Annotated in this window: 26 protein-coding genes; 19 read left to right on the top strand and 7 right to left on the bottom strand. The window is 56.2% G+C overall.

Annotated elements, in window-relative coordinates:
* Nucleotides 1–465 precede the first annotated feature (465 nt).
* Nucleotides 466–1,131 (top strand): hypothetical protein, encoded by a 666-nt coding sequence (locus ACR0DU_RS20700; protein WP_050605729.1) that lies wholly within the window; start codon nucleotides 466–468, stop codon nucleotides 1,129–1,131.
* Nucleotides 1,132–1,135: 4 nt separating this feature from the next.
* On the opposite strand, the gene ACR0DU_RS20695 is transcribed toward ACR0DU_RS20700, so the two are convergent.
* Nucleotides 1,136–2,245, bottom strand: a complete 1,110-nt coding sequence (locus ACR0DU_RS20695) for a transporter (RefSeq protein ID WP_170417865.1) — start codon at nucleotides 2,243–2,245, stop codon at nucleotides 1,136–1,138.
* A 236-nt stretch (nucleotides 2,246–2,481) separates the two neighbouring features.
* Here ACR0DU_RS20695 and ACR0DU_RS20690 point away from each other — a divergent pair, with 236 nt between their 5' ends.
* The 5 genes from ACR0DU_RS20690 to ACR0DU_RS20670 all read left to right on the top strand — a co-directional run bounded on the left by ACR0DU_RS20690 (nucleotide 2,482) and on the right by ACR0DU_RS20670 (nucleotide 7,253).
* Nucleotides 2,482–4,476 carry a heme lyase CcmF/NrfE family subunit gene (locus tag ACR0DU_RS20690; protein WP_170417870.1) on the top strand — a complete coding sequence of 665 codons (1,995 nt, stop codon included), beginning with the start codon at nucleotides 2,482–2,484 and terminating at the stop codon, nucleotides 4,474–4,476.
* Nucleotides 4,477–4,480: 4 nt separating this feature from the next.
* On the top strand, nucleotides 4,481–5,050 hold the full coding sequence (locus tag ACR0DU_RS20685; RefSeq protein WP_170417873.1) for a DsbE family thiol:disulfide interchange protein: 570 nt from the start codon (nucleotides 4,481–4,483) through the stop codon (nucleotides 5,048–5,050).
* Complete coding sequence (locus tag ACR0DU_RS20680) at nucleotides 5,047–5,535, top strand: cytochrome c-type biogenesis protein (protein ID WP_170417876.1); 489 nt, start codon at nucleotides 5,047–5,049, stop codon at nucleotides 5,533–5,535. Before ACR0DU_RS20685 ends, ACR0DU_RS20680 begins: the two co-directional genes overlap by 4 nt.
* Nucleotides 5,532–6,680: a c-type cytochrome biogenesis protein CcmI gene (gene ccmI / locus ACR0DU_RS20675; protein WP_170417878.1), complete on the top strand. Its 1,149-nt coding sequence runs from the start codon at nucleotides 5,532–5,534 to the stop codon at nucleotides 6,678–6,680. The genes ACR0DU_RS20680 and ccmI overlap by 4 nt, the downstream gene beginning before the upstream one ends.
* A 114-nt stretch (nucleotides 6,681–6,794) precedes the next feature.
* Nucleotides 6,795–7,253, top strand: a complete 459-nt coding sequence (locus tag ACR0DU_RS20670) for an ATPase (RefSeq protein ID WP_170417881.1) — start codon at nucleotides 6,795–6,797, stop codon at nucleotides 7,251–7,253.
* A gap of 9 nt (nucleotides 7,254–7,262) precedes the next feature.
* On the opposite strand, the gene ACR0DU_RS20665 is transcribed toward ACR0DU_RS20670, so the two are convergent.
* The 3 genes from ACR0DU_RS20665 to ACR0DU_RS20655 form a co-directional block, all read right to left on the bottom strand.
* A complete protein-coding gene (locus ACR0DU_RS20665; protein WP_170418009.1) occupies nucleotides 7,263–9,359 on the bottom strand; it encodes a protein-disulfide reductase DsbD family protein in 2,097 nt (698 codons plus the stop codon).
* Between the two features lie 117 nt (nucleotides 9,360–9,476).
* On the bottom strand, nucleotides 9,477–9,680 hold the full coding sequence (locus ACR0DU_RS20660) for a hypothetical protein (protein WP_170602093.1): 204 nt from the start codon (nucleotides 9,678–9,680) through the stop codon (nucleotides 9,477–9,479).
* A 9-nt stretch (nucleotides 9,681–9,689) separates the two neighbouring features.
* Entirely contained in the window at nucleotides 9,690–10,001 is a 312-nt protein-coding gene (locus ACR0DU_RS20655) for a DUF2933 domain-containing protein (protein WP_255612174.1), read from the bottom strand.
* A gap of 374 nt (nucleotides 10,002–10,375) precedes the next feature.
* On the opposite strand from ACR0DU_RS20655, the gene ACR0DU_RS20650 reads away from it, so the two are divergent.
* Nucleotides 10,376–11,029: a L,D-transpeptidase gene (locus tag ACR0DU_RS20650; protein ID WP_050605720.1), complete on the top strand. Its 654-nt coding sequence runs from the start codon at nucleotides 10,376–10,378 to the stop codon at nucleotides 11,027–11,029.
* Nucleotides 11,030–11,039: 10 nt separating this feature from the next.
* Here the strand turns inward: ACR0DU_RS20650 and ACR0DU_RS20645 are convergent, their stop codons facing one another.
* Entirely contained in the window at nucleotides 11,040–11,312 is a 273-nt protein-coding gene (locus ACR0DU_RS20645; protein WP_170481362.1) for a hypothetical protein, read from the bottom strand.
* Nucleotides 11,313–11,663: 351 nt separating this feature from the next.
* Here ACR0DU_RS20645 and ACR0DU_RS20640 point away from each other — a divergent pair, with 351 nt between their 5' ends.
* The 8 genes from ACR0DU_RS20640 to ACR0DU_RS20605 all read left to right on the top strand — a co-directional run bounded on the left by ACR0DU_RS20640 (nucleotide 11,664) and on the right by ACR0DU_RS20605 (nucleotide 17,259).
* Nucleotides 11,664–12,254: a L,D-transpeptidase gene (locus ACR0DU_RS20640; protein WP_170417888.1), complete on the top strand. Its 591-nt coding sequence runs from the start codon at nucleotides 11,664–11,666 to the stop codon at nucleotides 12,252–12,254.
* A gap of 67 nt (nucleotides 12,255–12,321) precedes the next feature.
* Nucleotides 12,322–12,771, top strand: coding sequence for a c-type cytochrome (locus ACR0DU_RS20635; RefSeq protein WP_170417891.1), 450 nt, complete (start codon nucleotides 12,322–12,324; stop codon nucleotides 12,769–12,771).
* Between the two features lie 153 nt (nucleotides 12,772–12,924).
* Nucleotides 12,925–13,107, top strand: a complete 183-nt coding sequence (locus ACR0DU_RS20630) for a hypothetical protein (protein ID WP_157054267.1) — start codon at nucleotides 12,925–12,927, stop codon at nucleotides 13,105–13,107.
* A 60-nt stretch (nucleotides 13,108–13,167) separates the two neighbouring features.
* A complete protein-coding gene (locus tag ACR0DU_RS20625) occupies nucleotides 13,168–13,737 on the top strand; it encodes a c-type cytochrome (RefSeq protein ID WP_170417895.1) in 570 nt (189 codons plus the stop codon).
* A gap of 9 nt (nucleotides 13,738–13,746) precedes the next feature.
* On the top strand, nucleotides 13,747–14,646 hold the full coding sequence (locus ACR0DU_RS20620; protein ID WP_170417899.1) for a c-type cytochrome: 900 nt from the start codon (nucleotides 13,747–13,749) through the stop codon (nucleotides 14,644–14,646).
* 39 nt (nucleotides 14,647–14,685) lie between these two features.
* Nucleotides 14,686–16,056, top strand: a complete 1,371-nt coding sequence (locus ACR0DU_RS20615; RefSeq protein ID WP_170417903.1) for a multicopper oxidase family protein — start codon at nucleotides 14,686–14,688, stop codon at nucleotides 16,054–16,056.
* Nucleotides 16,056–16,529: a c-type cytochrome gene (locus ACR0DU_RS20610; protein WP_171724989.1), complete on the top strand. Its 474-nt coding sequence runs from the start codon at nucleotides 16,056–16,058 to the stop codon at nucleotides 16,527–16,529. Before ACR0DU_RS20615 ends, ACR0DU_RS20610 begins: the two co-directional genes overlap by 1 nt.
* 1 nt (nucleotide 16,530) lies before the next feature.
* Nucleotides 16,531–17,259: a DsbA family protein gene (locus ACR0DU_RS20605; protein WP_414478956.1), complete on the top strand. Its 729-nt coding sequence runs from the start codon at nucleotides 16,531–16,533 to the stop codon at nucleotides 17,257–17,259.
* Between the two features lie 37 nt (nucleotides 17,260–17,296).
* Here the strand turns inward: ACR0DU_RS20605 and ACR0DU_RS20600 are convergent, their stop codons facing one another.
* The gene (locus ACR0DU_RS20600; RefSeq protein WP_170417905.1) at nucleotides 17,297–17,494 is read right to left on the bottom strand and encodes a heavy-metal-associated domain-containing protein; all 198 of its coding nucleotides are present in this window, start codon (nucleotides 17,492–17,494) and stop codon (nucleotides 17,297–17,299) included.
* A gap of 173 nt (nucleotides 17,495–17,667) precedes the next feature.
* Between ACR0DU_RS20600 and ACR0DU_RS20595 the strand changes: the two genes are divergently transcribed.
* Nucleotides 17,668–20,178, top strand: a complete 2,511-nt coding sequence (locus ACR0DU_RS20595; protein ID WP_170417908.1) for a heavy metal translocating P-type ATPase — start codon at nucleotides 17,668–17,670, stop codon at nucleotides 20,176–20,178.
* A gap of 15 nt (nucleotides 20,179–20,193) precedes the next feature.
* Entirely contained in the window at nucleotides 20,194–20,580 is a 387-nt protein-coding gene (gene cueR / locus ACR0DU_RS20590; RefSeq protein WP_152460772.1) for a Cu(I)-responsive transcriptional regulator, read from the top strand.
* Nucleotides 20,581–20,882: 302 nt separating this feature from the next.
* Here cueR and ACR0DU_RS20585 read toward each other — a convergent pair whose 3' ends face one another.
* A complete protein-coding gene (locus ACR0DU_RS20585) occupies nucleotides 20,883–21,074 on the bottom strand; it encodes a hypothetical protein (RefSeq protein ID WP_170608328.1) in 192 nt (63 codons plus the stop codon).
* Between the two features lie 123 nt (nucleotides 21,075–21,197).
* Between ACR0DU_RS20585 and ACR0DU_RS20580 the strand changes: the two genes are divergently transcribed.
* Nucleotides 21,198–23,393, top strand: coding sequence for an efflux RND transporter periplasmic adaptor subunit (locus ACR0DU_RS20580; RefSeq protein ID WP_170417912.1), 2,196 nt, complete (start codon nucleotides 21,198–21,200; stop codon nucleotides 23,391–23,393).
* A complete protein-coding gene (locus ACR0DU_RS20575) occupies nucleotides 23,390–26,569 on the top strand; it encodes an efflux RND transporter permease subunit (protein ID WP_170417917.1) in 3,180 nt (1,059 codons plus the stop codon). Before ACR0DU_RS20580 ends, ACR0DU_RS20575 begins: the two co-directional genes overlap by 4 nt.
* Nucleotides 26,570–26,594: the final 25 nt, after the last annotated feature.

Genomic DNA, 26,594 nt, shown 5'->3' with positions numbered 1-26,594 from the left:
GATTTTCCCTAACCTGTAGACTGCTCATGCTTGTTTTCACCATGTTCCATGGTTGGCCTTATGCTGTGTTGGTTTTTTACGAGTAGACTCGGACTGAATTTGTGCCGGTACATATTTACAAAATTGCAGGTTACGGTGCTGCATCTACTTAGGTTTGCTGCCGGTGCGGGGCAGAGGTCTACGGGTTACGGACCAATGCCGATGCGAGTCCAGTGGTTAAGGAAAACCGACACATGAACTGTATTCTGCGCTGATTCCGCGGCAAAGTCAATCACATCTGATAAGGGATACTTATCGAGTGTAACTTGAAACTGATAGCGCAACAAAAGTAACGAGCAAAAGTAACAGATTTTGCGCGTAAAGTAGGTAGAGGGCTTGCGGAATAATAAAATCGGAGGTTCTGTCGCAGGTCTGTAAACCAATTGGCATCGACATTGCGCTGGAACCGTTGGCAAACTAAATGAAATGAACAGATATTTTGCCACTGAATTGCCTTTCTGGAAGTTTGCCAGAAACACGCTGATCGTCAGTTGCCTTGCGTTGTTTCCGCTGTTGGCCATCTTCGTTTTGCGCACGCCGGGCTTTGCGACGCACCTCCTGAACAGTGGTCCCGCGTTTGTTCGGTTTTTGCGTCAGGTGGTGACGAATGGGTTGCCGGTCGTTTTCCTTTTAAATTATCTCAGCTTTTTTCTTTTCGCCGTTGGGGTAAGGGCGCGGGGCAGGGGGGCCATCCCGGCCCGGTATCTGCTAATTGACCTGCTGCTACGGGCCGTCCTGTTCATCGCGCTGCACGCGCTGATCTACGCGCTTTCGGCAGACTGGTTCGGGTCTTTCGGCGGTGATCCCGTAGTGGCGTTGCGGGTAGTCGGTCCGACGCTGGTACGCTCCGCCTACTTCGAGAACATCTCAGGCGTTTACCTGTACGCCACGCTGGTCGGAGCGCTGCCGCTATACCTATCCGTCGTTCAGAGCCAGATCGCCCACGGTACTGGATTTGCAGCCCAACTGGCACGTCGCGTACCTGGGCGCGGCGGACCTGTGACATTGGCCCTGCTACTGATGGCGGTGTCAGTGGTCGTTCTGACCACCGCGGCGGCGCTGATTGTCCGTTTACAGTCGGTTTGGGGCTGAAGGGTCAGAACGCCCTGCGTATCGCGAAGGAGACTGCGTAATCGCGTTCAAGCTGGGGCCCATCCAGATCTTGATACACAGGGATCACGCCCTCGATACCCAGGCGCGTGCCCGCCAAAACGCCCGACCCCGGCACAAGGTAATTCACTCCGATTCCGATACTCAGAAACTGGCCGCCGCGCAGGGTCGGATCAGCGGTGGGCACCATGCCTGGGTTCAGGCGCGCATCCGACCCGTCAATGTTTTCCACGATGTCGCCGACCACCCGCAACGAGGAGCTGAACTGGTCATTCCAGCGCCGTGCACCCCAAACTGTTGCTGAATAGACGTCACCCAAGGTGTAACCGGCATCATTCTCACCCATCCGGATCACGGCGGCCAGCTGGGCGCCCCAAGACCAATCCGCGTTCTGGCCCGTATAGGTGACGCCCGGCAGCAGGTCGTAGGTGCCTGAACCCAGTTGCATGGGGTAGGGCAGCAGCTGGTCCGGCCCAGCTGGCGTGGTGTCGGTCTCGTCTATCGAGCCAGTCGGCAGACTGAGGCCAAGAGATAGTTCCAGCACCTGCCCGTCGGATTTGTAGATATCATATCCGCCGATGATCTTCAGATCGCCAAACCCCTGTGCCCTGGTCTTAAAGGTCTGGCCCATGCGGGTCTGGTGCTTCATCGTCTTGCGGGTATAGGGCAGCATCGCCATCACCGAGATCTCGTCGGTCACACCGTACATCAGGCCGACCATCGCCATGTTCATGCTCATGCTGAGCGGCGCGATCGGATACTGCGACAGAACGTTCGAGGTAGACAGCGACTGCGTTCCGGTACGATTTCCGTCCATCTCCATGTTCATGTAAGAGAACACAGGCATCAAAACACCCTCGGGTGGATGCATACCGCCAACGACACCCGTTGGCGGCACCGCGTCGGGGCGCATCATCCTGGACATGCTTCCCATACCTGACATGTTGCTGGAGGCTTGCGGGTTCATCGCCACGTTGTCAGCCGGACGGGTTTCCGGTTGGGCCATGGCAGTTGACCCAAGGCTCAGCCCCCCAGCCAGTATTACAGCCTGGAGGCGTTGCCAGACGCACGTAATCTTGCTGTTGCTCCGTGTCATGATGCCCTCGTGTTCGTTTGTTTCCTGAGTCCCTGCCCTGAAAACAAAGTGTTCGGTACGTCCATCGGTGAAGTCGAAATGGTGGGGGTCTCCAGCGCTGGAAGGTCAAGGCCGCCGGCCAGATTTGCGCTCGTCAAGCATGCATCAGCCGAAGGGGGTGCGGCAATAATGCGCTTGACCCTCCAGCGCTGGATTGTCGGACAAGGCCGCAAAACCGGAAATCCGGAGGGATTGGAATGATACCGGAAATCGGGCAGTTCGCCCTGGCGCTTGCCCTGGCCGTGTCCTTGGTGCAAAGCGTATTTCCCTTGATTGGAGCAGCACGGAACAATGTCATGTGGATGCGATCGGCATCTGCGACCTCGGTCCTACTGACAGCGCTGGTTGCTATCGCCTTCGCCGCTCTGATGTGGTCCTTCGTGGTCAGCGATTTCACTGTGCTAAATGTGGCCAGCAATTCTCATTCGCTGAAACCGATGCTTTTCAAGGTGGCTGCGACCTGGGGTAGCCACGAAGGGTCGCTGCTGTTGTGGATTCTGATATTGGTGATTTTCGGGCTGGGTGTGTCTCTGTTGGCTCGGAACATCCCACTGAAACTCAAGGCGCGCACTCTGGCAGTGCAGGCCTGGATCAGCGCGGGGTTCCTGTCATTCATGCTGTTCACCTCGAACCCGTTTGACCGGGTGTTTCCGGCACCGCTGGATGGTCAGGATTTAAATCCGCTGTTGCAGGATGTCGGCCTGGCTATGCACCCGCCGTTCCTATACCTGGGTTACGTCGGCTTCTCTATCGTATTTTCTTTCGCCGTGGCTGCCCTGATTGAGGGGCGGGTCGATCCGGCATGGGCGCGGTGGGTCCGACCCTGGACATTGGCGGCCTGGGTGTTTCTGACACTTGGTATCGTTCTGGGCAGCTGGTGGGCCTATTACGAACTGGGTTGGGGCGGCTGGTGGTTCTGGGATCCGGTCGAGAATGTCTCGTTTATGCCCTGGCTTGCTGGCACAGCGCTGTTCCATTCGGCCATTGTGACCGAAAAGCGCGGCAGCTTCAAAAGTTGGACGATCCTACTGGCCGTTTTGACCTTCTCGTTGTCCTTGTTGGGGACATTCATTGTCCGCTCAGGCTTGCTTACATCGGTCCATGCGTTTTCGGTCGATCCCGAACGCGGCATTTACATCTTGGCGCTGTTGGCTGTCGCGATCGGTGGTTCATTGACGCTGTTTGCCATACGCGCACCGGAGATGGAGGGCGGCGGTCTTTTTGCCCCGATCAGCCGCGAGGCCGGTTTGCTTATTAACAACCTGCTGCTGGCCACCGCAACGGCGACGGTTCTATTCGGTACGCTTTATCCGCTTTTGCTTGAGGCTGTGACAGGTGAAAAGATTTCGGTTGGACCACCTTATTACAACGCCAGTTTCGTGCCGATCATGCTGGTTCTAGTCGTTGTAATGGGGATTGGGCCGCTGTTGTCATGGAAGCGGGCGGATTTGCGCGGTGTTCTGTCCCGGCTCAAATGGGTGGCCGGGGTTAGCCTGCTCGTAGCGTTGCTTGTGTGGTATCTGGATACCGGCGGCCCAGCCTTGGCGGTAGTGTCGATCGGCCTTGCGGTTTGGTTGCTGGGCGCTGTGCTGACAGAGTGGGCCAGCCGAATTAAGCTGGGTGAGGCACCGTTGGCCGAGTCCCTGCGTCGGGCCCGCAGCCTACCGCGTTCTCATTACGGCATGGTCGTGGCCCATGCGGGGTTGGCTGTCTGTATGATCGGCTTTATCGGGTCCAGCGCTTGGAAATCCGAGGTCGTGACTTTTGCCGAGCCCGGAACACAGATTGAGATAGCAGGGTTCGACGTGCGTTTTGACGGTGTGGAACAGCTTCGCGGTCCGAACTATCTGTCTCGCGCGGCCACACTGACGGTATTTCGCGATGGCGCTTATGTCACCACGCTTCAACCCGAGCGCAGGGCCTATCTCGTGGCGGGTACCAGTACGACCGAGTCAGCAATTCGAACGACGTTGGCAGGGGACCTTTACGCCTCAATATCGGAACCGGCGGCGGAATCAGAACAGAGCAAATGGACCCTGCGTATCTTGTATGAGCCATTGGTGGTCTGGATCTGGATAGGTTCAGGATTGTTAGCATTTGGTGGTGTCTTGTCACTCTCCGATCGGCGTCTACGCGTCGGTGCACCACGAAAACGGACTGGGCAGAGCTCCGTTGCGGTGGCGGCGGAGTAGGGCAATGAAACGTCTATTTGCACTGTTCCCAATTACGATTGCCGGCATCCTGGGTGCCTTCCTGCTATGGGGACTGAATCCCGATCGCGATCCAAACGAAATCCCGTCTGTTTTGATCTCGCAGCCGGTGCCTGAGTTCGACTTGCCGCCGGTCGAAGGGCTGGATACCCACGGGCTGTCCAGTACCGATCTGGTGGAAAATGACGGGTCAGCTCCGATCGTGGTCAACGTGTTTGCGTCCTGGTGCGTGCCCTGCCGGGCCGAACATGCGGTGCTGACGCGTATGGTACGCGATGAGGGCATTCGCCTGATGGGCATTAACTACAAAGACAAGCCGCAGGACGCGCGGAAATGGCTCGACGATCTGGGCAACCCTTATGAGCGCATCGGTTCCGACCTGGACGGCCGAGCCGGGATCGAATGGGGGATTTCCGGCGTGCCGGAGACCTTTGTGATTGATGGCGCGGGCAAGGTCGTATTCCGTTTTGTCGGCCCGGTGCTGGGCGACGAGGCAATTTCAAAGATGCGCACCGCGCTGGATCAGGCGCGGGCGGCCGGAGGAGAGGCGTCATGATACGTCGCATTGTAATTACCGCGGTCACTCTGGCGATGCTGGTGTCGCAGCCGGCATTCGCGGTTGAGCCCGACGAGATACTTGCAGATCCGGTATTGGAAGAGCGGGCCCGGGCGATTTCGAAACAGGTGCGATGCGTGGTGTGCCAGAACCAAGACATCGACAGTTCTAACGCTGGCGTGGCGCGCGACCTTCGTCTGCTTGTGCGCGAACGGCTGGTGGCAGGCGACACGGACCAGCAGGTTATGGACTTTCTGGTTGCGCGTTATGGCGACTATGTTCTGTTCAACCCGCCATGGAAGCCATCAACTTACATTCTGTGGGTTGCGCCTATCGTCATCCTGGGGCTGGGTGGTATCGCGACTGCAGCGGTATTGACCCAAAATGCGCGCCGATATCGGAAGTCGCGAAAACAAGAGACGGAACGCGGCGCGAGCGAAGAACGGAATCCCGAAAACCATTCACTCACGGAGCCGCACGCATGATCTGGATTATCTTTTCATTCATGGCCGTGGCGGTGTTTCTGACGCTCGCCCTCTCCGGCCTGGGGCGCAAGACCTCGGACTTGTCGAGACGCGAAAGCGCCTCTGCCATCTTTTCCGACCAGATCGGCGAAGTGGAGAAGGACCTGGAACGAGGAATTATCTCAGCCGAAGAGGCCAAGGCCGCCAGAGCCGAGATAGAACGTCGCCTGAAGGCGATTGACCGGCAATCGGACGACAAAGCGATAATGGGCCATTCCGGGCGTGCGCTGATTTTACTTGCCGCGCTGGTAGTTCCAGCGCTCGGAGCCGGTCTTTATTGGCAACTGGGTAGTCCCTACATCCCCAGCCAGCCATTTGCCCAACGCGAGGGGGAGCAGGCCGAAGCCCGTGAAATCGCCGACCTTGCCGTGCGCCTGAAGTCGCGGCTTGAGGCGGATGAAACCGGCGGGCCAACCGAGGGATGGGTGTTGTTGGCTCAGACCTATATGCGTATGGGACGCTTTGGAGATGCCGCAGACGCGTTCGAGGGGTTGCTGGACCGACCCAATGCGAATTCAGCGCTGGTGTCGCAATATGGCGAGGCGTTGGTCTATGCCGATGACGGTGTCGTTACGCCCAAGGCCGATCGGGCGTTTGAACGAGCCTTGGAACTGGACCCATCGAACCCAGCAGCGACATTCTACAAAGCCATTGGTCTGGAGCAGGCTGGATCGCCTGATAAGGCCTATGACCTACTGAAGACGCGGATGGACGCCGAAGAGGAGTTCCGGCCATGGATGGAGAGTTTTGTGGCCCAGCTTAACCGCATCGCCCCGTCGATCGGACGGGCTCCGGTGAATCTGGCGGCTTTTGCCCCTTCCATGCCCGGCCCAACTGCCGATCAGGTGGCGGCGGCCGAGGAGATGTCAGACGAAGACCGGCAGGCCTTCATCCGCTCGATGGTCGAACGGCTTGCGAGCCGGATGCAGGAAAACCCAGGCGATCTGGACGGCTGGATGCGGCTGGGCAACGCCTATTCGGTGCTGGGCGAGACCGACGGCGCCCGGAACGCCTATGGCAGGGCAAGGGATCTGGCGGATGACCTGCCGCAGGGGGATCCGCGCAAGGTGGCAATCGACCGGGCATTGCTGGAACTGGGGGGTTGATTCCCGCAGCCCGGCGTGGATCGGGCCGGCGCCGACTTCGCGCTGATGCCCAGTGAGCCATCTGGAAAATTCCGGTTTAGGCTATCGCATGCCGATCTTTAGGAGGTTGAGACCATGAAAGTTGAAACGTTTTCTGATCTAATTGTCTGGACGCGGGAAATGCATCATTGGCTCGCCGAATGTTTGGCCCACTGTTCGACACAGTCAGAGCAGGAGCTGGCCAGGATGTTGCTTACCTACCTCGCCGATCATGAGGCTGCTCTGGAGAAAATCGTCGATGGTTTCGTGAAACGAGCCGATCCCAAAGCGCTCAACACCTGGGTATATGACTATTTGGGCAATGAGCCGATCGACCCACATCGCGCCTGCGACAGGCCGTTCGCACAGATGAGCGTCGATGAGATCTGCGAAGCGGTCTTCGATCTTCACAATCAGGTGATCGACTTATATCGGTATTTGCACGGGCGTGCCGAGATACCCGAGGCACGCGAACTCTTTCAGGCGATACTGGATATGGAAGAGCACGAGACCATGCGTTTAGCGCAGCAGAGCAACCGCGTCCGGGATATGTGAACTCCGGGGTCAGGATCCGCTTTCCACGGCTCCGCCCGCAATCGGCGCGGCCTGTTCCATCGCGTCGAGAATGGCGTTCGTGGTCAAGATCTCTGGCAGGGCGATGCCTTCGGGGGCCGACGGGCCGTAGACGATGTTGAAGGGGATCCCGAACCGTCCATTGTCCTCAAGGAAACGGGCGATCACATCGTCGGGGCGGGTCCAGTCGGCCTGCATCGGAATTGCTTTGTCCGATTGCAGTGTTGCCAGAACCTCGCCGCGTTCCAGCACCAGCGCTTTGTTGGCCTTGCAGGTCAGACACCAGTCGGCTGTGACATCGACGAAAACCACCTCGCCGCGCGACACAAGGCGGGCGATTTCGGGGCGGCTGAAGGTAATCCAAGGGATCTCTCCGGCTGGTTCAAGCAGCCTGGACCGGTCTTTGCCGGCAATCGCAACCGGTGCGGCAAACGCTGCGGTCAGCGTCAGCAACAGGGCTGTCCAGCGCAAAACGGGTGGCATCATCGTACTTTTCCAGATCAACAGGACCAGAACAGTTGCAGCCAGCACGGTAGCAGTTGCAGCAGTGTCTCCGGCCACCCCGACCATCACCCAGACCAACCAGCCGATCGTGGTCAGCAGTGCCGCCGACAGGGCCCATTTTAATCCCACCATCCAACGCCCCGGTTTAGGCAGAGCGGCGGTAAGTTTCGGGTGCACTGCAACCAGCAGGTAAGGAATGGCCAGCCCGACCCCCATTGCGGTGAAGATCGCCACGATATCCACCGGTCGGCCGGTCAGGGCAAAGGCCACCGCCGTGCCGAGGAAGGGGGCCGAGCAGGGCGTCGCCAGAACTGCTGAGAAGGCTCCGGTCAGGAAATCCCCGACCAGCGACACGCGGCCCTTTTCGACATGGGCAAGCCGGGTGTTCAGCGACTGCGGCAGCGTGATCTCGAACAAGCCCGCGAGGCTGGTTGCAAAAACCGCCAGCACCACGATCATCACCGCAAGGAAAAGCGGATTCTGGAACTGGATGCCCCAGCCGACGGAATAGCCCAGCGACCGCGCCGCAATGGTGATAGCCGCCAACAGCCACATGAATGTCAGGATTCCGGCTGCCGAAGCCAGGAACCCGGCGCGAATCTGAGCCGCAGAGCGGTCGCGAGCCTTTACCGCCGAGGAAAGCTTGATCGAAAGCACTGGCAGTACGCAGGGCATGACATTCAGAATCAACCCGCCGCCCACCGCCAGCAAAATGATCCAGACCAGCGCGCTGGCTGAAGTTTCGGCGGCCGCGATCTCATATGGTGGCGGGGTAGGGGGAGCGTCGGTACGGGGCGAAAACTCGGCCACGCGGTTGGTGTCGGTAACCGTGACGGACAAGGCGGGGGGGTCCTGTGCCAGAGCGAGGACCGGGAACTGCACCCATAGCTGACGCCTGTCGCCAGCGAGCCGGATGTCGGGTGCACCAAACGCGGTGTCACGTCCCATGTCGGGAAAGACATCAGGCGCATCAAAGGGCAGGTCGCTGGTGAAATTCAGCGTCAGCATCTCGGACTCGGTATCCAGGGTCGCGGCGTCGGACTTCATTCCGCTTGTGTTTCCCGTGGTTGGCACCCGCGACAGAAAGGCATTTATAAGCCGGGCCGAGTCCTGATCCCGACCCGTTCCCTGAGTCAGCGACAAGTCCAGCGAAAACTCGACCGGCACACAGATATCGGAACAGATCAGCGTTGTCACAGCGGCCTTCAAGTCAACTGGCGCTCCGGGGTTCTCGAGTGTGACGGTCAGCGGAAAGACCACTTCGTCCTTGTACCCGAAATTCTCGATCCCGAAGGCGCGAAAACGGATCGGCGCGGGCCAGTGAAACTGTACGTCGCTGACGTTTTGCGAGCCGTTCCAAGTGATCTTGGGCGGAATTCCCACCTCACCAGGCGACTTCCAGTAGGTTTTCCAATCTTCGCCCAGTTTCAGATGCAGTCCTGCAGTGATCGTCTTGACGTCAGGCGCGATCCCGTCCTGCGCGGTAATTATGTGTGCGACCAGGGGCTCTGATTCATACGCTTGGGATGTAGCTGCAAGGCTTGTCCCGGCGGAAGTCTGGCCAAAGATTAACCCCAAGATCATAATACATAAATTTAGGAGTGTTCTTGCCATTGCGCGTTGCCATCGGTTGTTTTGCACCCGTCTCTGCCAGATTCCAGCGCTGGAGGGTCAACGAGCCGGAATGTCACATCCCCACGATCAGCTCACGAAACCTTCGCGCCCGTCTTCGCAGATGAAATAGGCCCCGCCATCCGCGCCCTCCCATTGAACCCGGCAACCTTGGGGCAGGGCGTATTCAGGCTGCGGCGGTTGCAGCGGGCATAGTTTAGGGCGTGGTGCGCAAGCCGCCAGCGAAAGAGCGGCCAGCGACATGGCGGCCAACCTTGAGCACCAAAGCTTCATGATTGAAGATTATTGCCGGTGTACTGGGTTCGGTCCGACCGCGGCGTCTGTTGCCTTTGGTCTTTCCGATTCAGATTTGTTCGAATGACAGGATTTTTCCATCGCCTTGTGCATAAAGAAATGGGCTCCGAGGCACAGGATCAACGGTGCGAAAAGACCCAAGGAGTCAGAAAGCCCACCAACCGTCCCGCCGGCGATCAAGTAGAGAGCGATCGGCGTTATCATGGCAATGCAACATACCATCATGCCCCATTTCATTATCTTGCCGCCGCTAACCGGTACTGACGCCTGCGGCGCGTTTGCAGTCTGTTTTTCTTTCACATTCAACTCCAAAATTTGGATTGGAGACCTCTGCTAACGCCTTCCCACGATGGAAGGTCAAGCTGTTTTGGCGCGAAGCGAATTTGACGCTGTCAAACCAGTCCAGCATTTGCTTGGGCCTTACTTGGTGCATAGACACGGCCGGAACAGGGAAGTTTTTAGGGGTATGAACAGCAGGCATTGTCGTCCCGACGCCTGGTGAAGTTTCAGGTTAAACACGAAGCTGCCTAGGTCACTTTAAGCCTTGAAAACTCGCGGGTGGGTCGAAGCGATATCGAACGAATAATTGAATGGACAAATCTTCCCCCGTCGCGGATTGTCTAATCCCCTGGGTACTAACTCCAGACACCAACCAGCCAATAGGAGCGCTATCAATGCTGACCAGACGACATTTTGTTGCAGCCTCGCTCGCCATTTTCTCTCAGCCGGTTTTTGGAGTGACGTCGGCGGCGGCCTCGCAATGGTCGGAGTGGGATGCGCAAGTAACTCCAGCCAATTTTGATCCCGCAACATCCAATCCCTGGGGTTTACACCCACGTTTCCTGCCTCAGCGTGTGCAAACCAATCGACCACTTACTCCGGGTGACATTCATGTCGACGCGGTGGCACGATATCTGTATTTCATCGAAGACGGTGGCACAGCAATGCGTTACGGCGTAGCCATTGCCCGAGGCAATCTTTACGAGCCCGGAGTCTACACGATCAAGCGAAAGGCCAAATGGCCGCGTTGGACTCCTACAGCCGAAATGATTGAGCGCGACCCTGATGAATATGCGCAATTCGCAGATGGTGTGCCCGGTGGGCCGACAAACCCATTGGGATCAAGGGCGTTTTATCTGTTCGAAGGTGGTCGCGACACATACCTGCGAATTCACGGAACGCCTTATCCAAGATCTATCGGAGGTCGCGCAAGTTCTGGCTGCGTAAGGATGGCGATGCCACATATCATCGGGCTTTATGATCGTGTCAGGCCAGGGTCCACGGCTCATCTCTACCCTCCCGAGCGGCTTCTGACCGCGACCAGCTGACAGGCGCTTGTCAGGCGCGCGTACAGATTGGGCGCCCTTCAATAGTCCTAAGTGGTAGGTAGGTTGTTTCAACTGGCCCAACATAGCGATACCAATAGCAACCGTCCTCAGGCATGATTTTCACTGCGTTCAGGTCCTGGCCCGGAGCAGCAATCTGGGCTACGGCGTCAGGAACTTGGGAAAGCGTTCCGGGCTCGCTATCTGCAGATATTGACGTTGTTTCGGTACAAGCGCCGATGAACAAAAGTGCGGCCAGTGCTTGGAAAGCTTTCCTGAAGGACATGGTGTTTAGTCCACTGTGATTGTCATTTGTAGTGCCTGCTACCCTCGCATCGACGGGTGATCACATCAATTCACCAAGAACTAAGCAATTGTTAGCGTTGCTTTTTTGTGTTCGGTTGATTCAAGAAAGTCAGGTTTTGCTTAAAGCAGCCTGGAGTTACGTCCAAGAAAAATTGCTTTTCCACAATGACTTGATGATTTGGGTCCGCCTTCTAAGGAAATATCCCTGCGCCAACGGCAACGACAATTCAGACGAGACATCCCATATGAAATGTCATTTGCGTGTTGACCTTCCAGCGCAGGAACCGGGCATACGAGTTATTTGAGTCGGAAAAAAAGAATAAACTTTGGGATGGCAGGCATGAAACGGAGCAAAGAAGGAAAGGTTGTTACGCGACGTGGAGTGATTGCCGCGTTTGCTGCGACGACGCTTTTTCCAGCACCGGCCGTTTGGGCCCAATCAACGGCAACTGAGGGGACGCGCCGCAATGTTTCCTCATTCCGCGTTGCTAAATGGCAGGACCACTTTGATACGCTTAAGAATGGTGTGATCCTGTCCGATACACAGTCCAAGGTCCTGCAATATTGGTCGGAAGACGAAAGCGTCTACCGAATGTATCCAACCAGCGTACCGCTGACGGAAGACCTTACAAGGCTGGGCTACACCACAGTTACTCGCAAGGTCGAAGGGCCGTCTTGGCGACCGACACCAGCAATGAAAAAGCGCAACCCCGCTTGGCCCGATTATGTGGGCCCGGGTCCGGAGAATCCTCTGGGGACACATGCACTTTATTTGAGCTGGCAATACTACCGGATCCACGGCACCAACGACACGCGCAAGATCGGGAGAAGATCCTCCAACGGCTGCATTGGCTTGTACAACGAGCAGATTGCGGAATTGTTCGAACTGGCCACTGTGGGCACTCAGGTAAAACTGATCTGACCTTGGTCAGGCCGATTTTTTTTGCGCGCGTTGAACCTAAGAACTGACAATCATGTGAAGAACAGAGATGGATAAACTTACACTCTTGATCGGCGGAGTAGTGATCGCAGGCGCCGCCGCGTTCGTCTACAACTTAAATCAGCAACCAACAGGTCACTCGATGACGCCGCCCGATACGTCAGCACTGGAGCAAGGAGACCCAATCGAAAACGTCACTCTGCCGGACCAGCTAAGCGAATTTGCGGCCGTCGGCAAAGTGGCATTCGACGCCAAATGCTCGGCGTGCCATGGCGCGAATGCAACAGGTCTGGAAGGCCTTGCACCACCTTTGGTGCATAAAATCTATGAACCAAGCCACCATTCGGACGAGTCATTTTATGTGGCAGTCCAGAATGGAGTTCGGGCACACCATTGGAAGTTCGGCAATATGCCGCCGGTCGATGGCTTGACCCGTGCGGATGTGAAGGGCATCGTGGCGTATATCAGAGAGCTGCAGCAGGAAAACGGGATTTTCTGAAGGTGACGAGCCGAATGGGCAGTGCAATTCGTTACATCATACTGTCAATGGTGCTGACCATTGGCGGGCTGCTTGTGACGGCCGATTCTGCTCATGCACATGGCAGTGGTTCTCAGCACGTGATTGACCAAACGGACTCCGCGGACGTTGAGCATGTCAAGCAGGGTCATCCCGGACATTGTCATGGCGGAACGATTTGCAACGCTGTTGGTCTATTTTCGATGGGTCCACCACCGCCTGGCCCCCAAGATACTGAACAAAGATACTCGATCCCTCGAGCCCAATACCGGGTTCTCGGTATCGCGGCGTTTGACCCACCACCGCCGCGTGTCCTGATCTGACCAGTCGAATTGCGCTCAACCTGGGCGCGTCGAAGCAGACGACAAGGACAAAACAATGAACATTCTGAAAATGACCACAGGCGTTGCCCTGGTTTCTCTGTTTGCAGCCGCCGCCCTGGCGCATGGTGGCGCAACCGGCATCGTCAAAGAACGCATGGATGGTATGTCCGCGATGAAGGACAGCATGAAGATCCTTACGCCGATGATGCAGGGGAAAACGCCCTACAATGCGCAAACGGTACGAAGCGAGGCCAAGAAAATCGGGCGTCACGCTGGCGAGAGCATGACAAAGCTGTTTCCAGAGGGATCTGATGGCAAACCCTCGGAGGCCAAATCGGAGATCTGGCAGGATTGGGGTTCATTTGCAGAGTTAGCCAGGCAGTTGGAATCCTACTCTGAAGGCCTTGTGCTTGCGGCGGACAACGGGTTGATGATGTCCGGGTCGGGCCATGGTTCGGGCATGATGGGCGGCGCATCCATGATGGGTGGCGGTTCTATGATGGGTGCCGGAATGATGGGCGGCAGTCCAAACCAGGCACAACTTTCTGAAATGCCGGCAGATGGTGTGTTCATGATGCTGAGCCAGACATGCTCGGCGTGTCACACGCAATTTCGGTCGGAATAGGAATGCGTCATGAGACCGATATTCCGATTGGGCCTTGCTGCCGCCGTAGCGGCGTCAGCGGGACTTGTTGCTGTGATGGCTTGGCCGATTGGCCAGCCCTTACAAGCTCTCGACATTCAGGGTGACGTTAACCGCGGGGCGTATCTGGCAAGGGCAAGTGGTTGTATCGCTTGCCACACAGATTTTGCCAAAGGGGGCGCGGCCTTGGCCGGTGGGGTGGAGTTGGATACCCCGTTCGGCACGCTCTTTTCGCCGAACCTGACCACAGATCCCGATCACGGGATCGGTGATTGGACAATCGAGGAGTTCGCCCGCGCGGTGCGTCAAGGCGTATCACCCGGCGGACAACCCTATTACCCGGCCTTTCCTTATCCATTCTATGCCAATTTCACGGATCAGGACATCGCCGATCTCTGGGCCGCATGGCAAACAGTTCCACCGGTAGCGGAACCGTCAAAAGAACAGGAAATGGCGTTCCCCTTCAATCAGAGATGGGGCCTGAAGCTGTGGCGCGCGGCTTTTCTGGAACCACCCCGCACTGATCCCGTGCCGGGCAATGACGAAGTGTGGAACCGGGGCCGGCTACTGGTCGAAGGTGCCACACATTGTGCGGCCTGCCACACCGGGAGGAACCTGGCTGGCGCAAGAAATTCGGACACGGAACACTTCAAGGGAAGTGACTCTCTGCCGGGCGGTGACAAGGCACCGGCCATCGACTTTGAGACCCTGCAAAAGCGTGGTTGGACGGTAGATGATTTGGCCTACGCGTTGCGCACCGGCGTCATGCCTGATGGCGATGTCTTCGGCGGCGCCATGGGAGAGGTCGTAAACTATGGCACCAGCTTTCTGACAGACGAAGACCGGAAGGCAATGGCGACCTATCTGCTGGATGTGCACGACGGGGGGTAATCGAGTGAGAGATCAAATTTTCTTTGGAGGGAAGTCCTCATGAAGCTCAATCGCAGGCAATTCGTTGCAGGCACGTCGGCACTAATCGCAGTGCCGACTATCGGGAGGGCGGCTACCGCCCCCCGAATAATCGAGGCGCGTTCAGGATTGGCACGTGTTGCCCCCGACAGCTATCCTGAAACCGAGATATGGGGATATGATGGCGGTGTTCCGGGCCCCGAAATTCGTGCCCGGCAGGGCGAAACGGTTCGCCGGACACTCCTGAACTCACTGCCTCAGCCTACGGCAATCCATTGGCATGGACTGCGGGTACCAAACAACATGGATGGGGTGCCGGGTCTTACACAGGAGGCTGTACCAACAAGCGGCGAGTTTCAGTATGACTTGCCTCTGAAGGATGCAGGAACCTTCTGGTACCACTCTCATAACCAGTCAACGGAACAAGTGGCCAGGGGCCTTTACGGCGCGTTCATCGTCGACGAAATGGACCCGCCGGACACGGATCATGACATTACGATCCTGCTGGATGACTGGAGGTTGGGTCAGGACGCCCAAATCGTCGATGATTTCGGCGCGATGCATGACTGGACGCATGCAGGCCGAATGGGAAACTACGTTCACGCACACATATCGCCCATGACAGAAGTTCTGACAAACCAGCGTTTGCGACTTCGAATGGTCAACGTGGCAACTGATCGGATCATGTATGTCTCAGTAGGTGGCGCAAACGGGAAACTGGTCGCTTATGATGGCATGCCTGTAAGGCAGCCAGAGGATTTTGAAACCCTTGTTTTTGGGCCTGCACAGCGAGCAGACTTAATTGTTGATGTCACAGCGGAATCGAACGAAGCCGTTCAAATAACTCTTCACGAACGCGATGAATCGTTTGTCATTGCTGAAATCCCGGTTTCGGGAAGCGGTGCATCCGCAAACCGCGGTGCAATAGAAGCCCTGCCACCCAACCCTGTTTCCTTTCTCGAAGATGTTTCTGACGCTTTGACAATCCCATTAGTGATGGAAGGCGGGGCGATGGGCGGACTGCGTCAAGGCACTTTTAACGGCCAGGTCATGAGCACCAATGAATTGGTTCAGGAAGGGCAGATCTGGACATTCAACGGTGTCGCCGGGTTACCTGAAAACCCCCTTGCTGCCGTTTCGCGTGGCGACATAGTCCGGATTCAGATGCAGAACGACACCGTCTTTCCGCACGCTATGCACTTGCACGGGACGCACTTTCAGGAAGTTCTGCCAAACGGCAACCTAGGGCCGCTGCGGGACACAATCCTGGTTGACCGGATAGAAAAGCGGGAGATTGCGTTCGTTGCGGATAACCCGGGGGATTGGCTGTTTCATTGCCATATGCTGTCGCATCAGGCCGCTGGTATGAAGACCTGGCTGAGCGTGGCATGATGAACAAGAGTTCGGCGAAATGGGTGTCACTGGCTGCTGTAGTGATCATTGTCGCGGTCGCTGGCTGGGGCCTGAGTGGGCGTGCGCAGAACAGTGCATCAGCGGATTCGGCACGTGGTGCAGTTTTGTACGCCGAAAACTGCGCGTCATGCCACGGGGCAAATTTGGAGGGTCAGCAGGATTGGCAAACACCTGATCCGGATGGCGTCTTGCGGGCGCCCCCGCATGACCGAACCGGGCATACCTGGCATCACGGCGACAAGCTGTTGTTCGACTATACAAAGTTTGGCGGGGACCAAACTTTGAAACAGATGGGTGTCGCTGACGTCAAAAGCGGCATGCCAGGCTTCGGGGACACTCTGTCGGATCAGGATATCTGGGACATCCTCGCCTTCATCCAGGAGAGTTGGCCGGATCGGGAACGCAAGCTGCAAGAGCAACGCACCGAAGCAGAACAAACGGAAGGAAACTGATGTGAAACGAATACTTGCAGGCTTAGTCGCTATCGCCATGTCGATTGGCATTCCTATGGCACGCGCCGACGAGCTGTCTGACTCCGATGTAAAACGGCTGGCTCTCGAAGCCATTTTGGAAAACCCTGAGATCATCATGCAGGCGATTCAATTGCTTCAACAGCGCGAGGATCAGGCAAAAGCCGAAGCAATTGGAAGCGTCTTGGAAAATCAGCGTGAATTGCTGGAACAGGATCCGAATGCGCCTGTAATCGGAAACCCGGAAGGCGATGTAACCGTGGTCGAGTTTTTCGACTATAACTGCCCATATTGCAAACGCGCTGCCCCGGTCGTGAAGAACGTAATCGCGGGCGATTCCGATGTGCGAATTGTTTATCGAGAATGGCCCATACTTGGAGAAGGTTCCGACTTCGCGGCACGCGCTGCGCTGGCCTCACGAAACCAGGGAAAATACGAAGAATTTCATTGGGCGCTTATGGCTCTGAACGGTCGTGCCACTGAGGCCAGTGTACTGAAAGTTGTTCGGGAACTTGGCCTGGACGAGGATCAATTGCGCGCAGATATGGAAGCGCCGGAAGTCGACGCGCATATTCAGATTTCCATGGAATTGGCCCGACAGCTTGGCTTCAGTGGCACTCCTTCGTTTGTGATTGGAGATGCGCTTGCCCCGGGTCTGATCACCGAAGATGAAATGACCCGGTTAATCGTGGCAGTCAGAGACGCAAGATAGAACCAAGGGGGCGACAGCATGTGCGCTCCTAAGTTTATCATGCGATCGTGGCTTCGTATCCCTCGGACTTCAGCGCTGCAAGGATATGATCAAGTGAATTGGTGCTTAAGACACGTACCCTGCGGTTTTCCATGTCAAAGTCCAACTGTGCGGAGGAATCCACCGTGGCAACGGCTTTTTCGATAGCTGACTTGCAGTGCCCGCAGCTCATATCCGGGATATTTAGGGTCGTCATGGATGTTTGCTCCTGTGTTCCGTCGTCCCGGCTAAAGTATTCCAGCACAGGAAGGTCAAGTCGTGATTATTGGATCGTCAAAATTAGTGGCAAAGAAAGTCAGCCCCATCCCTTGACCTTCCACTTGCTGGAACCCTTATGTTTCCCGTCAGCAGAACATTGGTGGTGACAATATGACTGAAATTTCACATGCAAGGTTTCAAGTTCAGGGTATGAGCTGTGCGTCCTGCGTAGGGCGGGTTGAGCGCGCGTTGAAAGATGTGCCAGGGGTAGATGCCGCTTCGGTTAATCTCGCCAGCGAAAGCGTTCAGGTCGATTTCCGCGATCCAGCCGATAAAGCGGCCATTGCTGATGCGTTAAACAGCGCCGGATATCTGGCACGGACGGAAGAGGTAACGCTGGATATTCAGAACATGTCCTGCGCATCGTGCGTGGGGCGCGTTGAACGGGCATTGCAAGCAGATGATGGCGTCTTGTCCGCGTCGGTCAATCTGGCCACCGAAAGTGCAACTGTACGTTATGCTGAGGGAGTCACAACACCCGAAGCCATCGCGGCGCTTGCGGCATCTGCTGGCTATCCGGCGAGCCTGCGATCCGCGACGCAGACCGAACCACAAGACCGCAAAGCCAAAGAGATTCGCCAATTGGCCCGGCGAACAAGCTTTGCCGCCTTGCTCGCTTTGCCGGTCTTTATCCTTGAAATGGGCTCGCATGTTATTCCGGGCATGCACCACCTGATAGCGAGCACGATCGGCATCCAGAACAGCTATTACCTGCAATTCCTTCTAACCACGATCGTTCTTTTTGGGCCAGGTTTGCAGTTCTATACTAAGGGATTCCCTTCCTTGTTCAAAGGCGCGCCGGACATGAATTCTCTGGTGGCTCTGGGCACTTCGGCGGCTTATGGGTTCTCGCTTGTTTCCACCTTTGCGCCGGGTGTTCTTCCCGCCGGAACCGCAAACGTCTACTACGAGGCCGCAGCGGTGATCGTGGTTCTCATATTGCTGGGGAGGTTCCTCGAGGCGCGCGCCAAGGGGCGAACTGGTGAAGCGATCCGAAAACTGGTCGGTCTGCAGGCAAAAACAGCGCGCGTTGAGCGCGACGGATCGGTTGTCGAGCTACCGATCGAGCAGATCGTTGTAGGGGATATTGTGCACGTTCGACCGGGCGAAAAAATCGCGGTGGATGGTGCCGTAGTGACCGGCGCGTCATATGTCGATGAAAGCATGATCACCGGCGAGCCGGTTCCTGCCGAAAAGACCGAGGGCGCAACTGTGGTCGGCGGAACAGTTAATGGCGCGGGCGCATTGACGTACCGGGCTGAAAAGATCGGCGCAGACACTATGTTGGCCCAGATCATTCAAATGGTCGAACAAGCACAGGGTGCCAAGCTTCCGATTCAAGGCTTGGTTGACCGCATCACGCTGTGGTTCGTGCCGGTAGTGATCGCTGTGGCCGTAATGACTGTGCTGGTTTGGATGTTGTTCGGACCCGATCCTGCGCTCAGCTTGGCGTTGGTAGCCGGGGTTGCGGTACTGATCATTGCTTGCCCCTGCGCCATGGGGTTGGCCACACCCACCTCAATCATGGTCGGCACCGGCCGCGCGGCCGAGATGGGTGTCCTGTTTCGAAAGGGCGACGCCTTGCAAATGCTGCAGGAAACCACCGTTGTTGCGGTGGACAAGACGGGGACCTTGACCGAAGGGCGTCCGGAGCTGACCGACCTGATTGTGGCCGAAGGATTGGCCGAGGATGAGGTTCTGCGCCTTGTTGCTGCCGTTGAGGTCACATCCGAACATCCGATCGCCACGGCCATCGTGCGCGCGGCTGAAACCCGTGGTCTGGAGCTTTCGAAGCCAGAAGACTTCACGTCGATCACCGGTTACGGGGTAAGCGCCTCAGTCGAAGGCCATACAATCCTGATCGGGGCCGACCGCCTGATGAGTCGCGAAGGGGTTGAAATGGGCGCGTTGTCTGATCGGGGCGCTGAACTCGCAATCAACGGAAAGACTCCACTTTATGCCTCCGTAGACGGAGTTATCGCAGCCGTCATCGCCGTGGCGGACCCAATCAAGACCACCACGCCAGACGCAATTGAAGCTTTGCACGGACTGGGGCTGAAAGTAGCGATGATTACCGGCGACAATACCGCTACAGCCAAATCCATCGCGGCGCAGCTTGGCATCGATCATGTCGTGGCCGAGGTTCTGCCAGAGGGTAAAGTATCCGCGTTGCAAGATCTGCGCTCAAATGGCGGAAAACTGGCCTTTGTGGGTGATGGCATCAATGATGCCCCCGCTCTGGCGGCGGCTGACGTAGGAATTGCGATCGGGACAGGCACTGACATCGCCATCGAGGCGGCTGACGTCGTTCTGATGTCAGGCGACCTGACAGGCGTGGTCAACGCCTTCGATATTAGTCAGCGCACCATGCGTAACATCCGCCAAAACCTGTTCTGGGCTTTCAGCTACAACACGCTGCTCATACCGGTTGCAGCGGGGGTGCTCTATCCGTTTGGCGGCCCGTTGCTGTCGCCGGTTTTGGCTGCAGGTGCCATGGCGCTGTCCAGTGTATTTGTCCTGACCAACGCGCTGCGGTTGCGCTGGGTTAAGCCGATCAAAGTTGGGCGAGAACAGATCTCGCAGAATGAAGAGCAGGCGCTGCGATCAGCGCCTGCTGAATAGAATAGGAGAACCGCTGTGAATATCGGAGATGTAGCAGAACGTTCGGGTCTGCCTGCCAAAACCATCCGTTATTACGAGGATATCGGATTCATCAAACCCAGGCGCAGTCTGAACGGGTATCGACATTTCGACGAAAAGGAACTGCACAAACTGGCCTTCATCGGGCGGGCCCGCTCATTGGGCTTTACCATTGAGGATTGCCGTTCACTACTGGCGTTGTACGAGGACAAAGAACGCGCAAGCGCGGACGTGAAGGATATCGCCAAACAGAACCTAAAAGAAATAGATGCCAAGATCGCGGACCTGAAGGCCATGCATGCTACACTGTCTCATTTAATCGATGAATGTGCCGGAGACCACCGTCCCGACTGCCCGATCCTGAAGAACCTCGGCCAAACTTAGATGCGCTCATCGTATGAACTGCCTCCTATTTTGGCAGTTTGTTACGTGTATTCGCGGGAATCCGCTTCATTTCGATACAGCGCACCAACTCACCTGTTTTTTCCTCCGACTGGCTTGAACACTCGTTACGTTCGTCCTAACTGCACGGGATGAAGTGGAAGTTTTTCTCAGTGTTGCGAATGACGTTTCTGACATGCGTCTGCTTGGCGATGACCTTCGTCGGCACTGTTGTGGTCGCGAGCAGTGACGTCAAAAACAGTAGCACCTCTGAGCCTCACGGCGTTTCAATGGCTGCAAAGTCATCAGACTTCAAACACGACCATAGCGGTTTGCATCCGACGACTGGCCAAATCCACACGGATAGCCACGTAAATCACAGCGGAGAATGTCATTCCGGTATCTGTTGTGTTGGCGAATATCCGACCCACGTAGGACTTGCGGTTTTGGCTGAAGCTTTTGGCCAGAAAAACCGTAACATGGATTCCGACATCCACAACTCTCAAGCGCCTCTGACGCCCGATCGTCCTCCACAAATCTCCTAACATCCACAGGCCCGTCAGCGCGGGTTTTCATGTTGTTTCGGTTCGAGCATGCACTGCGACCGTCAGGAGATTATTATGCGTGGAAGATATGCGGCACTATCAGTACTTGCCTTGGCGATTGGCCTGGGTGGAGGTGTCTTTCTTGAAAGACTGTACCTGAATCCAATTGATCAGGGCCAGTCGAACGAACCAGAGGTCCTTTATTGGGTAGCACCGATGGATCCGAATTTTCGGCAGCCTGGACCTGGAAAATCGCCGATGGGTATGGACTTGATCCCGGTTTATTCTGGGCAGGAACCTACCGGCGACCCTGAAGAAGTCACCCTGAGCGCTGCGGAAATCAACGCAATTGGTGTGCGAACTGCGGTTGCACGCATGACTGATATCGAACCTCGCATCGAAACGGTGGGTTTCGTCGGCTTTGACGAACACCTGACCAATCACGTTCATACGCGTGTTGAAGGTTGGATTGAGCAACTGAAAGTTCGAGCGGTCGGTGATCGCGTTGAGAAGGGGCAAGTTTTATTTGAACTCTTTTCACCACTGATCGCAGCTGCGACCGGCGATCTTGTACGCGCAGTCGAAGCTGGTGACCCGCGGATTTTGGACGCGGCGCGCAATAAGTTGATCAGCCACGGTATGTCCGCTCGTCAGGTTGCTGAGATTGAGGCGGGCGGTGAGTTGGTTCGAAATGTGGAAATTGAGGCACCTCAAAACGGTGTCGTCATAGCTCTGAATGCCGCCGATGGCATGTACCTGCAGCCAGGCACGCTTGCTTTTTCGGTAACCGATCTTTCTGAAGTATGGCTGATCGTTGATGTATTTGAACGAGATATTGCACGTTTGTCGGAAGATATGCGCGCGATAGCAAGGTTCGAGCACCTACCCGGTCGCACCTTCGAAGGCGACATCGACTATGTTTACCCTGAGCTTGATCCGCAAACCCGAACTCTTCCCGTAAGGCTTAGTTTCGATAACACCGACGGCGTGCTGCGGCCGGGCATGTTTGGCAGTGTTAGCCTTATACCGGATGAAAGCCGAAATGTTCTCACTGTTCCATCAGAGGCGTTAATTCGTACCGGTTCGGCGGAACGCGTCATCTTAAAAACAGGCGATGGTACTTTTCGCCCGAGACTGGTGACTACAGGTCTTCGAGACAGTTTCGGCGAGGGGGGTCGAACAGAAGTTCTGCAAGGGCTTGAACCTGGTGAGGAAGTTGTCGCATCCGCACAGTTTCTAATCGACAGTGAAAGTGCTTTGAGCGCCGGTTTCACCCGAATGGCACCAACGGATACCGAACCAGCACGCGGGGCAGGCACCCTGGTTTCACTCGATGCCCAAAATCGTATGGCAACTGTTCGTCACGATGTTCTCGAAAGCCTCGATTGGCCCGCAATGACTTCGCAGTTTCCGGTGAGGTCTGGTGTTTCGCTCGACAGCTTGAGTGCAGGCGACGCAGTCGCTTTCGTGATCGCACGGGGTGCGGATGGGCTTCTGAGCCTGATGGAGCTTGCACCAGACGATGGTATTGCCGGAACTGGTGCCGGAATCGCGCGCGCCGTCACTTCAGACGGCAAATTGACGCTTGAGCACGGACCGATCCCCGAGCTCGGTTGGGCCGCCATGACAATGGATTTGCCTGTTGTAGGAGTAGATCTCACTACCGTGCCAATCGACATGCCAATTGAGTTTGATCTGGCTGAGGGAGAAGGGGGGATGTTCTCGATTGTGGCAATTCGCGAAGAGGGCTCGCCGCCGACGGATTCCGTTGAACCCGAAGAAACCGACACGCCTTCTGCTCCACCGATTGTAGTCACCGGCACGATCAACCTCGTTAATGCTGAGGCGGGAACGGCAACCATCACTCACGGGCCGATGACTGAGATTGGCATGCCCGGAATGACCATGGATTTCCCATTAGAACCTACATTGGACACAAGCATGCTCGAAGTCGGTTCTGAAATGACTCTGACTTTCGCGCGTGCAGATGGCATGACAATGGTGTTGGCTGCGGCAACGCCTATTGCACCGCCACTTCAGGTTTCTGGCCGGATTAACAGTATCGACCCGAACGCGCGTACCGCGAACGTAACACACGGTCCGATGACTGAGATCGGCATGCCGGGCATGACCATGGATTTCCCGGTTGCGGAGGGGATTGAGGTTTCTAACTTGCCTGTAGGGATTGATGTTTCTTTGATCCTTCGCCGCAATCCCGACTTTTCGATGACGCTGTTAGAGGTCGCGCTTGATGGGAGTGTTACGCAGTGATCACGGCCATCATTCGTTCTTCGCTCGCCAACAGGTTCGTCATCTTGGCCCTCGCATTCATGATAGGAGTTGCGGGTATTTGGGCCATTCGTGAGACGCCGGTTGATGCAATCCCGGATCTGTCGGATGTCCAGGTAATTGTTCGCACGCCATATCCCGGGCAAGCGCCTCAAGTTGTCGAAAACCAAATCACATATCCACTTGCGACAGCCCTATTGGCCGTACCCGGTGCAAAAGACGTTCGCGGGTTCTCGTTCTTTGGAGACAGCTTTGTATATGTTGTCTTTGAGGACGGGACGGACCTCTACTGGGCTCGGTCGCGTGTGCTCGAATACTTGGGCCAGATTACCGGCAGCTTACCTGAGGGCGTGTCACCACAACTTGGCCCTGATGCGACTGGGGTCGGGTGGATTTATCAGTATGCGCTGGTTGACAGAACCGGAAATCATGATCTGGCTCAGCTCAGGACTCTGCAGGATTGGTTTCTGAAATACGAATTACAAGCCGTGGAAGGCGTCTCAGAAGTCGCCACCATCGGCGGAATGGTCAAACAGTACCAGGTCGTCGTCGACCCAAACAAACTACGTGCCTATGACATAACACTTGCACAATTGAGGACGGCTATTCAGGCGGCCAACCGCGAGACGGGCGGCAGCGTCATTGAGATGGGGGAAGCCGAATTCATGGTCAGGTCCTCGGGCTACATTGACGAATTGTCAGACCTTGCAAGCGCGCCGTTGATGGTCAACGACCGTGGCGCCGCTCTGACGCTTGGAGACGTCGCTGAAATCCGTCTGGGGCCGGAAATGCGGCGCGGTGTCGGAGAACTCGACGGGCAAGGAGACGCGGTTGGTGGAGTAGTCATTCTGCGATGGGGTGGGAATGCGTTGGCAACGATCAAAGCGGTGGAGGCGCGCATCGAAGAGTTGCGCTCAAACCTGCCGGAGGGGGTCGAAATCATAACGACCTACGACCGATCTGGTGTGATCGAGCGTGCTATCGATAACCTCCAGAAGAAACTGACGCAGGAATTCATTGTCGTTGTTCTTGTGTGCGCGGCTTTTCTACTTCATCTGCGGTCATCCCTCGTAATTCTTCTGTCGCTCCCTCTGGGAATCTTTGCCGCATTTATTCTGATGAAGGCGCAAGGAGTAAACGCAAACATCATGTCGCTCGGCGGCATAGCCATCGCTATTGGTGCGATGGTCGACGCATCGATTGTGATGATCGAGGCGATGCACAGGCGGTTGGAAAAAGAAAAGCTCACAGCAGAGAACCGATGGCGGATTGTGCAAGAGTGCGCTTCTGAGGTGGGACCAGCCCTTTTTTATTCTCTGGCGATTATCACGGTTAGTTTTTTGCCTGTTTTCGTTCTGGAAAATCAGGAAGGTAGGCTCTTCTCGCCACTCGCTTATACCAAAACCTACGCCATGGCTGCAGCCGCCATCCTTTCGATAACGCTGGTTCCGGTCTTGATGGGTTACTTTGTAAGGGGGCGTATTCTACCGGAGCGAAAAAATCCGCTAAATCGCTTGGTTGTGTTCGTGTACCGCCCATTTCTGGACGCGGCAATTGCCTGGCCATGGGCAACAACACTGTTGGCCGGCGTTCTGGTGACGTCCATGTGGTACCCGTACCAGAGAATTGGCTCTGAATTCATGCCCGAGTTGAACGAAGGTGATTTTCTCTACATGCCGAGCTTCTACCCCGGGATCTCGACGGGAAAAGCCCGTGAGGTACTGCAGCAGACCAACCGCCTGATCGCGACCGTGCCTGAAGTCGAAACTGTTCACGGTAAAGTTGGGCGTGCGGAGACTGCAACCGATCCAGCACCTCTAACGATGGTGGAGACCACAATCCAACTCAAGCCGGAAGAAGAATGGCGCCCCGGCATGACAATGGAGAAAATCCGGAATGAGCTCGATCGTATCGTTCAGGTTCCGGGCGTTACAAATGTTTGGATCCAACCTATCAAGAACCGCATCGATATGCTTGCGACAGGTATCCGTACTCCTGTCGGTGTCAAAATATCCGGCACCGACTTGGAGGTCATTACAGATATAGGGATCGAAGTAGAGCGTGCGGTCGCTGATATTGATGGAACGGCTTCCGCCTACGCAGAGCGACCTGTTGGCGGGCGTTTCATCGAAATCGACGTCAAACGAGATGCCGCCTCCCGATACATGATGAGTGTTCGAGAAGTTCAGGACGTAGTGCAGACCGCAATTGGCGGTATGCAAGTGTCGGAATCTGTGGAGGGGCTGGAGAGGTTTCCTATAAACCTTCGGTACCCTCAGGCATGGCGAGACAGCCCGGAACGGCTCGAAAATCTTCCTGTCGTCACGCCGTCGGGTGCTCATGTGCCACTGTCCGCTCTCGCCGATATTCGAATAGTTGACGGGCCGGGAATGATACGATCAGAGAACGCTCGACGAACTGGGTTCGTGTTCATCGACATCGCGGGGCGCGACCTGGGCGGCTATGTGGCCGAAGCACAAGAGGTGGTTACAGAAAAGGTCGACCTGCCTCCAGGTTACTCGCTGACTTGGTCAGGGCAGTATGAGTACATAGAGAGAATGCAGGACAGGTTGACGATCGTTGCTCCTGCAACCCTGCTAATTATCACGCTCATGCTTTTCTTGGCGTTCAATCGGGTGATTGAGGTCGGGATAATTCTTGCGGCGCTCCCGGTCGCATTGGCAGGTGGGGTTTGGTTCTTATGGTATCTTAACTTCGATATCTCAATTGCTGTGCTCGTGGGCTTCATCGCGCTGGCGGGAGTTGCCGTGGAAACAGCGATTGTCATGTTGTTGTACCTCAATCTTGCTTGGGAGAAACGTCGAGGGCTGGCGCAATCGGAACAGCGAAAGCTGACACGTGACGATATCGAAGACGCGGTGTTCGAAGGAGCCGTTCTTCGGGTTCGGCCGAAGGTAATGACTGTAGCCACGATCTTTGCAGCACTGATACCCATCATGTACGGCACCGGTACAGGCTCTGAAATCATGCAGCGGATCGCTGCGCCGATGATTGGGGGCATGGTGACAGCGACCCTTCTTACGCTTTTTGTCATTCCCGCAATATTCGTGATTTGGAAACGGCTCGCGCTCAATCGCGTGAACCGAGAGATCTCCCACACGATCCAGGAAGTGCCCCCTGCGCTTCCGGCAGAATAATACCCACAACCTTGAAACAGGAGCA

The organism is Ruegeria sp. G2, assembly GCF_056533505.1.
This window is presented reverse-complemented; position numbering and strand designations above follow the sequence as displayed.

Bases quoted from the DNA above. Each gene is read 5' to 3' on its own strand.
- ACR0DU_RS20700 (WP_050605729.1), top strand. From the start codon at position 466: ATGAACAGATATTTTGCCACTGAATTGCCTTTCTGGAAGTTTGCCAGA.
- ACR0DU_RS20650 (WP_050605720.1), top strand. From the start codon at position 10,376: ATGCTGACCAGACGACATTTTGTTGCAGCCTCGCTCGCCATTTTCTCT.
- ACR0DU_RS20630 (WP_157054267.1), top strand. From the start codon at position 12,925: ATGTCAAGCAGGGTCATCCCGGACATTGTCATGGCGGAACGATTTGCA.
- ACR0DU_RS20615 (WP_170417903.1), top strand. From the start codon at position 14,686: ATGAAGCTCAATCGCAGGCAATTCGTTGCAGGCACGTCGGCACTAATC.
- ACR0DU_RS20635 (WP_170417891.1), top strand. From the start codon at position 12,322: ATGGATAAACTTACACTCTTGATCGGCGGAGTAGTGATCGCAGGCGCC.
- ACR0DU_RS20600 (WP_170417905.1), bottom strand. From the start codon at position 17,494: ATGACGACCCTAAATATCCCGGATATGAGCTGCGGGCACTGCAAGTCA.
- ACR0DU_RS20625 (WP_170417895.1), top strand. From the start codon at position 13,168: ATGAACATTCTGAAAATGACCACAGGCGTTGCCCTGGTTTCTCTGTTT.
- ACR0DU_RS20645 (WP_170481362.1), bottom strand. From the start codon at position 11,312: ATGTCCTTCAGGAAAGCTTTCCAAGCACTGGCCGCACTTTTGTTCATC.
- ACR0DU_RS20610 (WP_171724989.1), top strand. From the start codon at position 16,056: ATGAACAAGAGTTCGGCGAAATGGGTGTCACTGGCTGCTGTAGTGATC.
- ACR0DU_RS20620 (WP_170417899.1), top strand. From the start codon at position 13,747: ATGAGACCGATATTCCGATTGGGCCTTGCTGCCGCCGTAGCGGCGTCA.
- ACR0DU_RS20670 (WP_170417881.1), top strand. From the start codon at position 6,795: ATGAAAGTTGAAACGTTTTCTGATCTAATTGTCTGGACGCGGGAAATG.
- ccmI (WP_170417878.1), top strand. From the start codon at position 5,532: ATGATCTGGATTATCTTTTCATTCATGGCCGTGGCGGTGTTTCTGACG.
- ACR0DU_RS20680 (WP_170417876.1), top strand. From the start codon at position 5,047: ATGATACGTCGCATTGTAATTACCGCGGTCACTCTGGCGATGCTGGTG.
- ACR0DU_RS20685 (WP_170417873.1), top strand. From the start codon at position 4,481: ATGAAACGTCTATTTGCACTGTTCCCAATTACGATTGCCGGCATCCTG.
- ACR0DU_RS20695 (WP_170417865.1), bottom strand. From the start codon at position 2,245: ATGACACGGAGCAACAGCAAGATTACGTGCGTCTGGCAACGCCTCCAG.
- ACR0DU_RS20640 (WP_170417888.1), top strand. From the start codon at position 11,664: ATGGCAGGCATGAAACGGAGCAAAGAAGGAAAGGTTGTTACGCGACGT.
- ACR0DU_RS20690 (WP_170417870.1), top strand. From the start codon at position 2,482: ATGATACCGGAAATCGGGCAGTTCGCCCTGGCGCTTGCCCTGGCCGTG.
- ACR0DU_RS20660 (WP_170602093.1), bottom strand. From the start codon at position 9,680: ATGAAGCTTTGGTGCTCAAGGTTGGCCGCCATGTCGCTGGCCGCTCTT.
- ACR0DU_RS20595 (WP_170417908.1), top strand. From the start codon at position 17,668: ATGACTGAAATTTCACATGCAAGGTTTCAAGTTCAGGGTATGAGCTGT.
- ACR0DU_RS20580 (WP_170417912.1), top strand. From the start codon at position 21,198: ATGCGTGGAAGATATGCGGCACTATCAGTACTTGCCTTGGCGATTGGC.
- ACR0DU_RS20665 (WP_170418009.1), bottom strand. From the start codon at position 9,359: ATGATCTTGGGGTTAATCTTTGGCCAGACTTCCGCCGGGACAAGCCTT.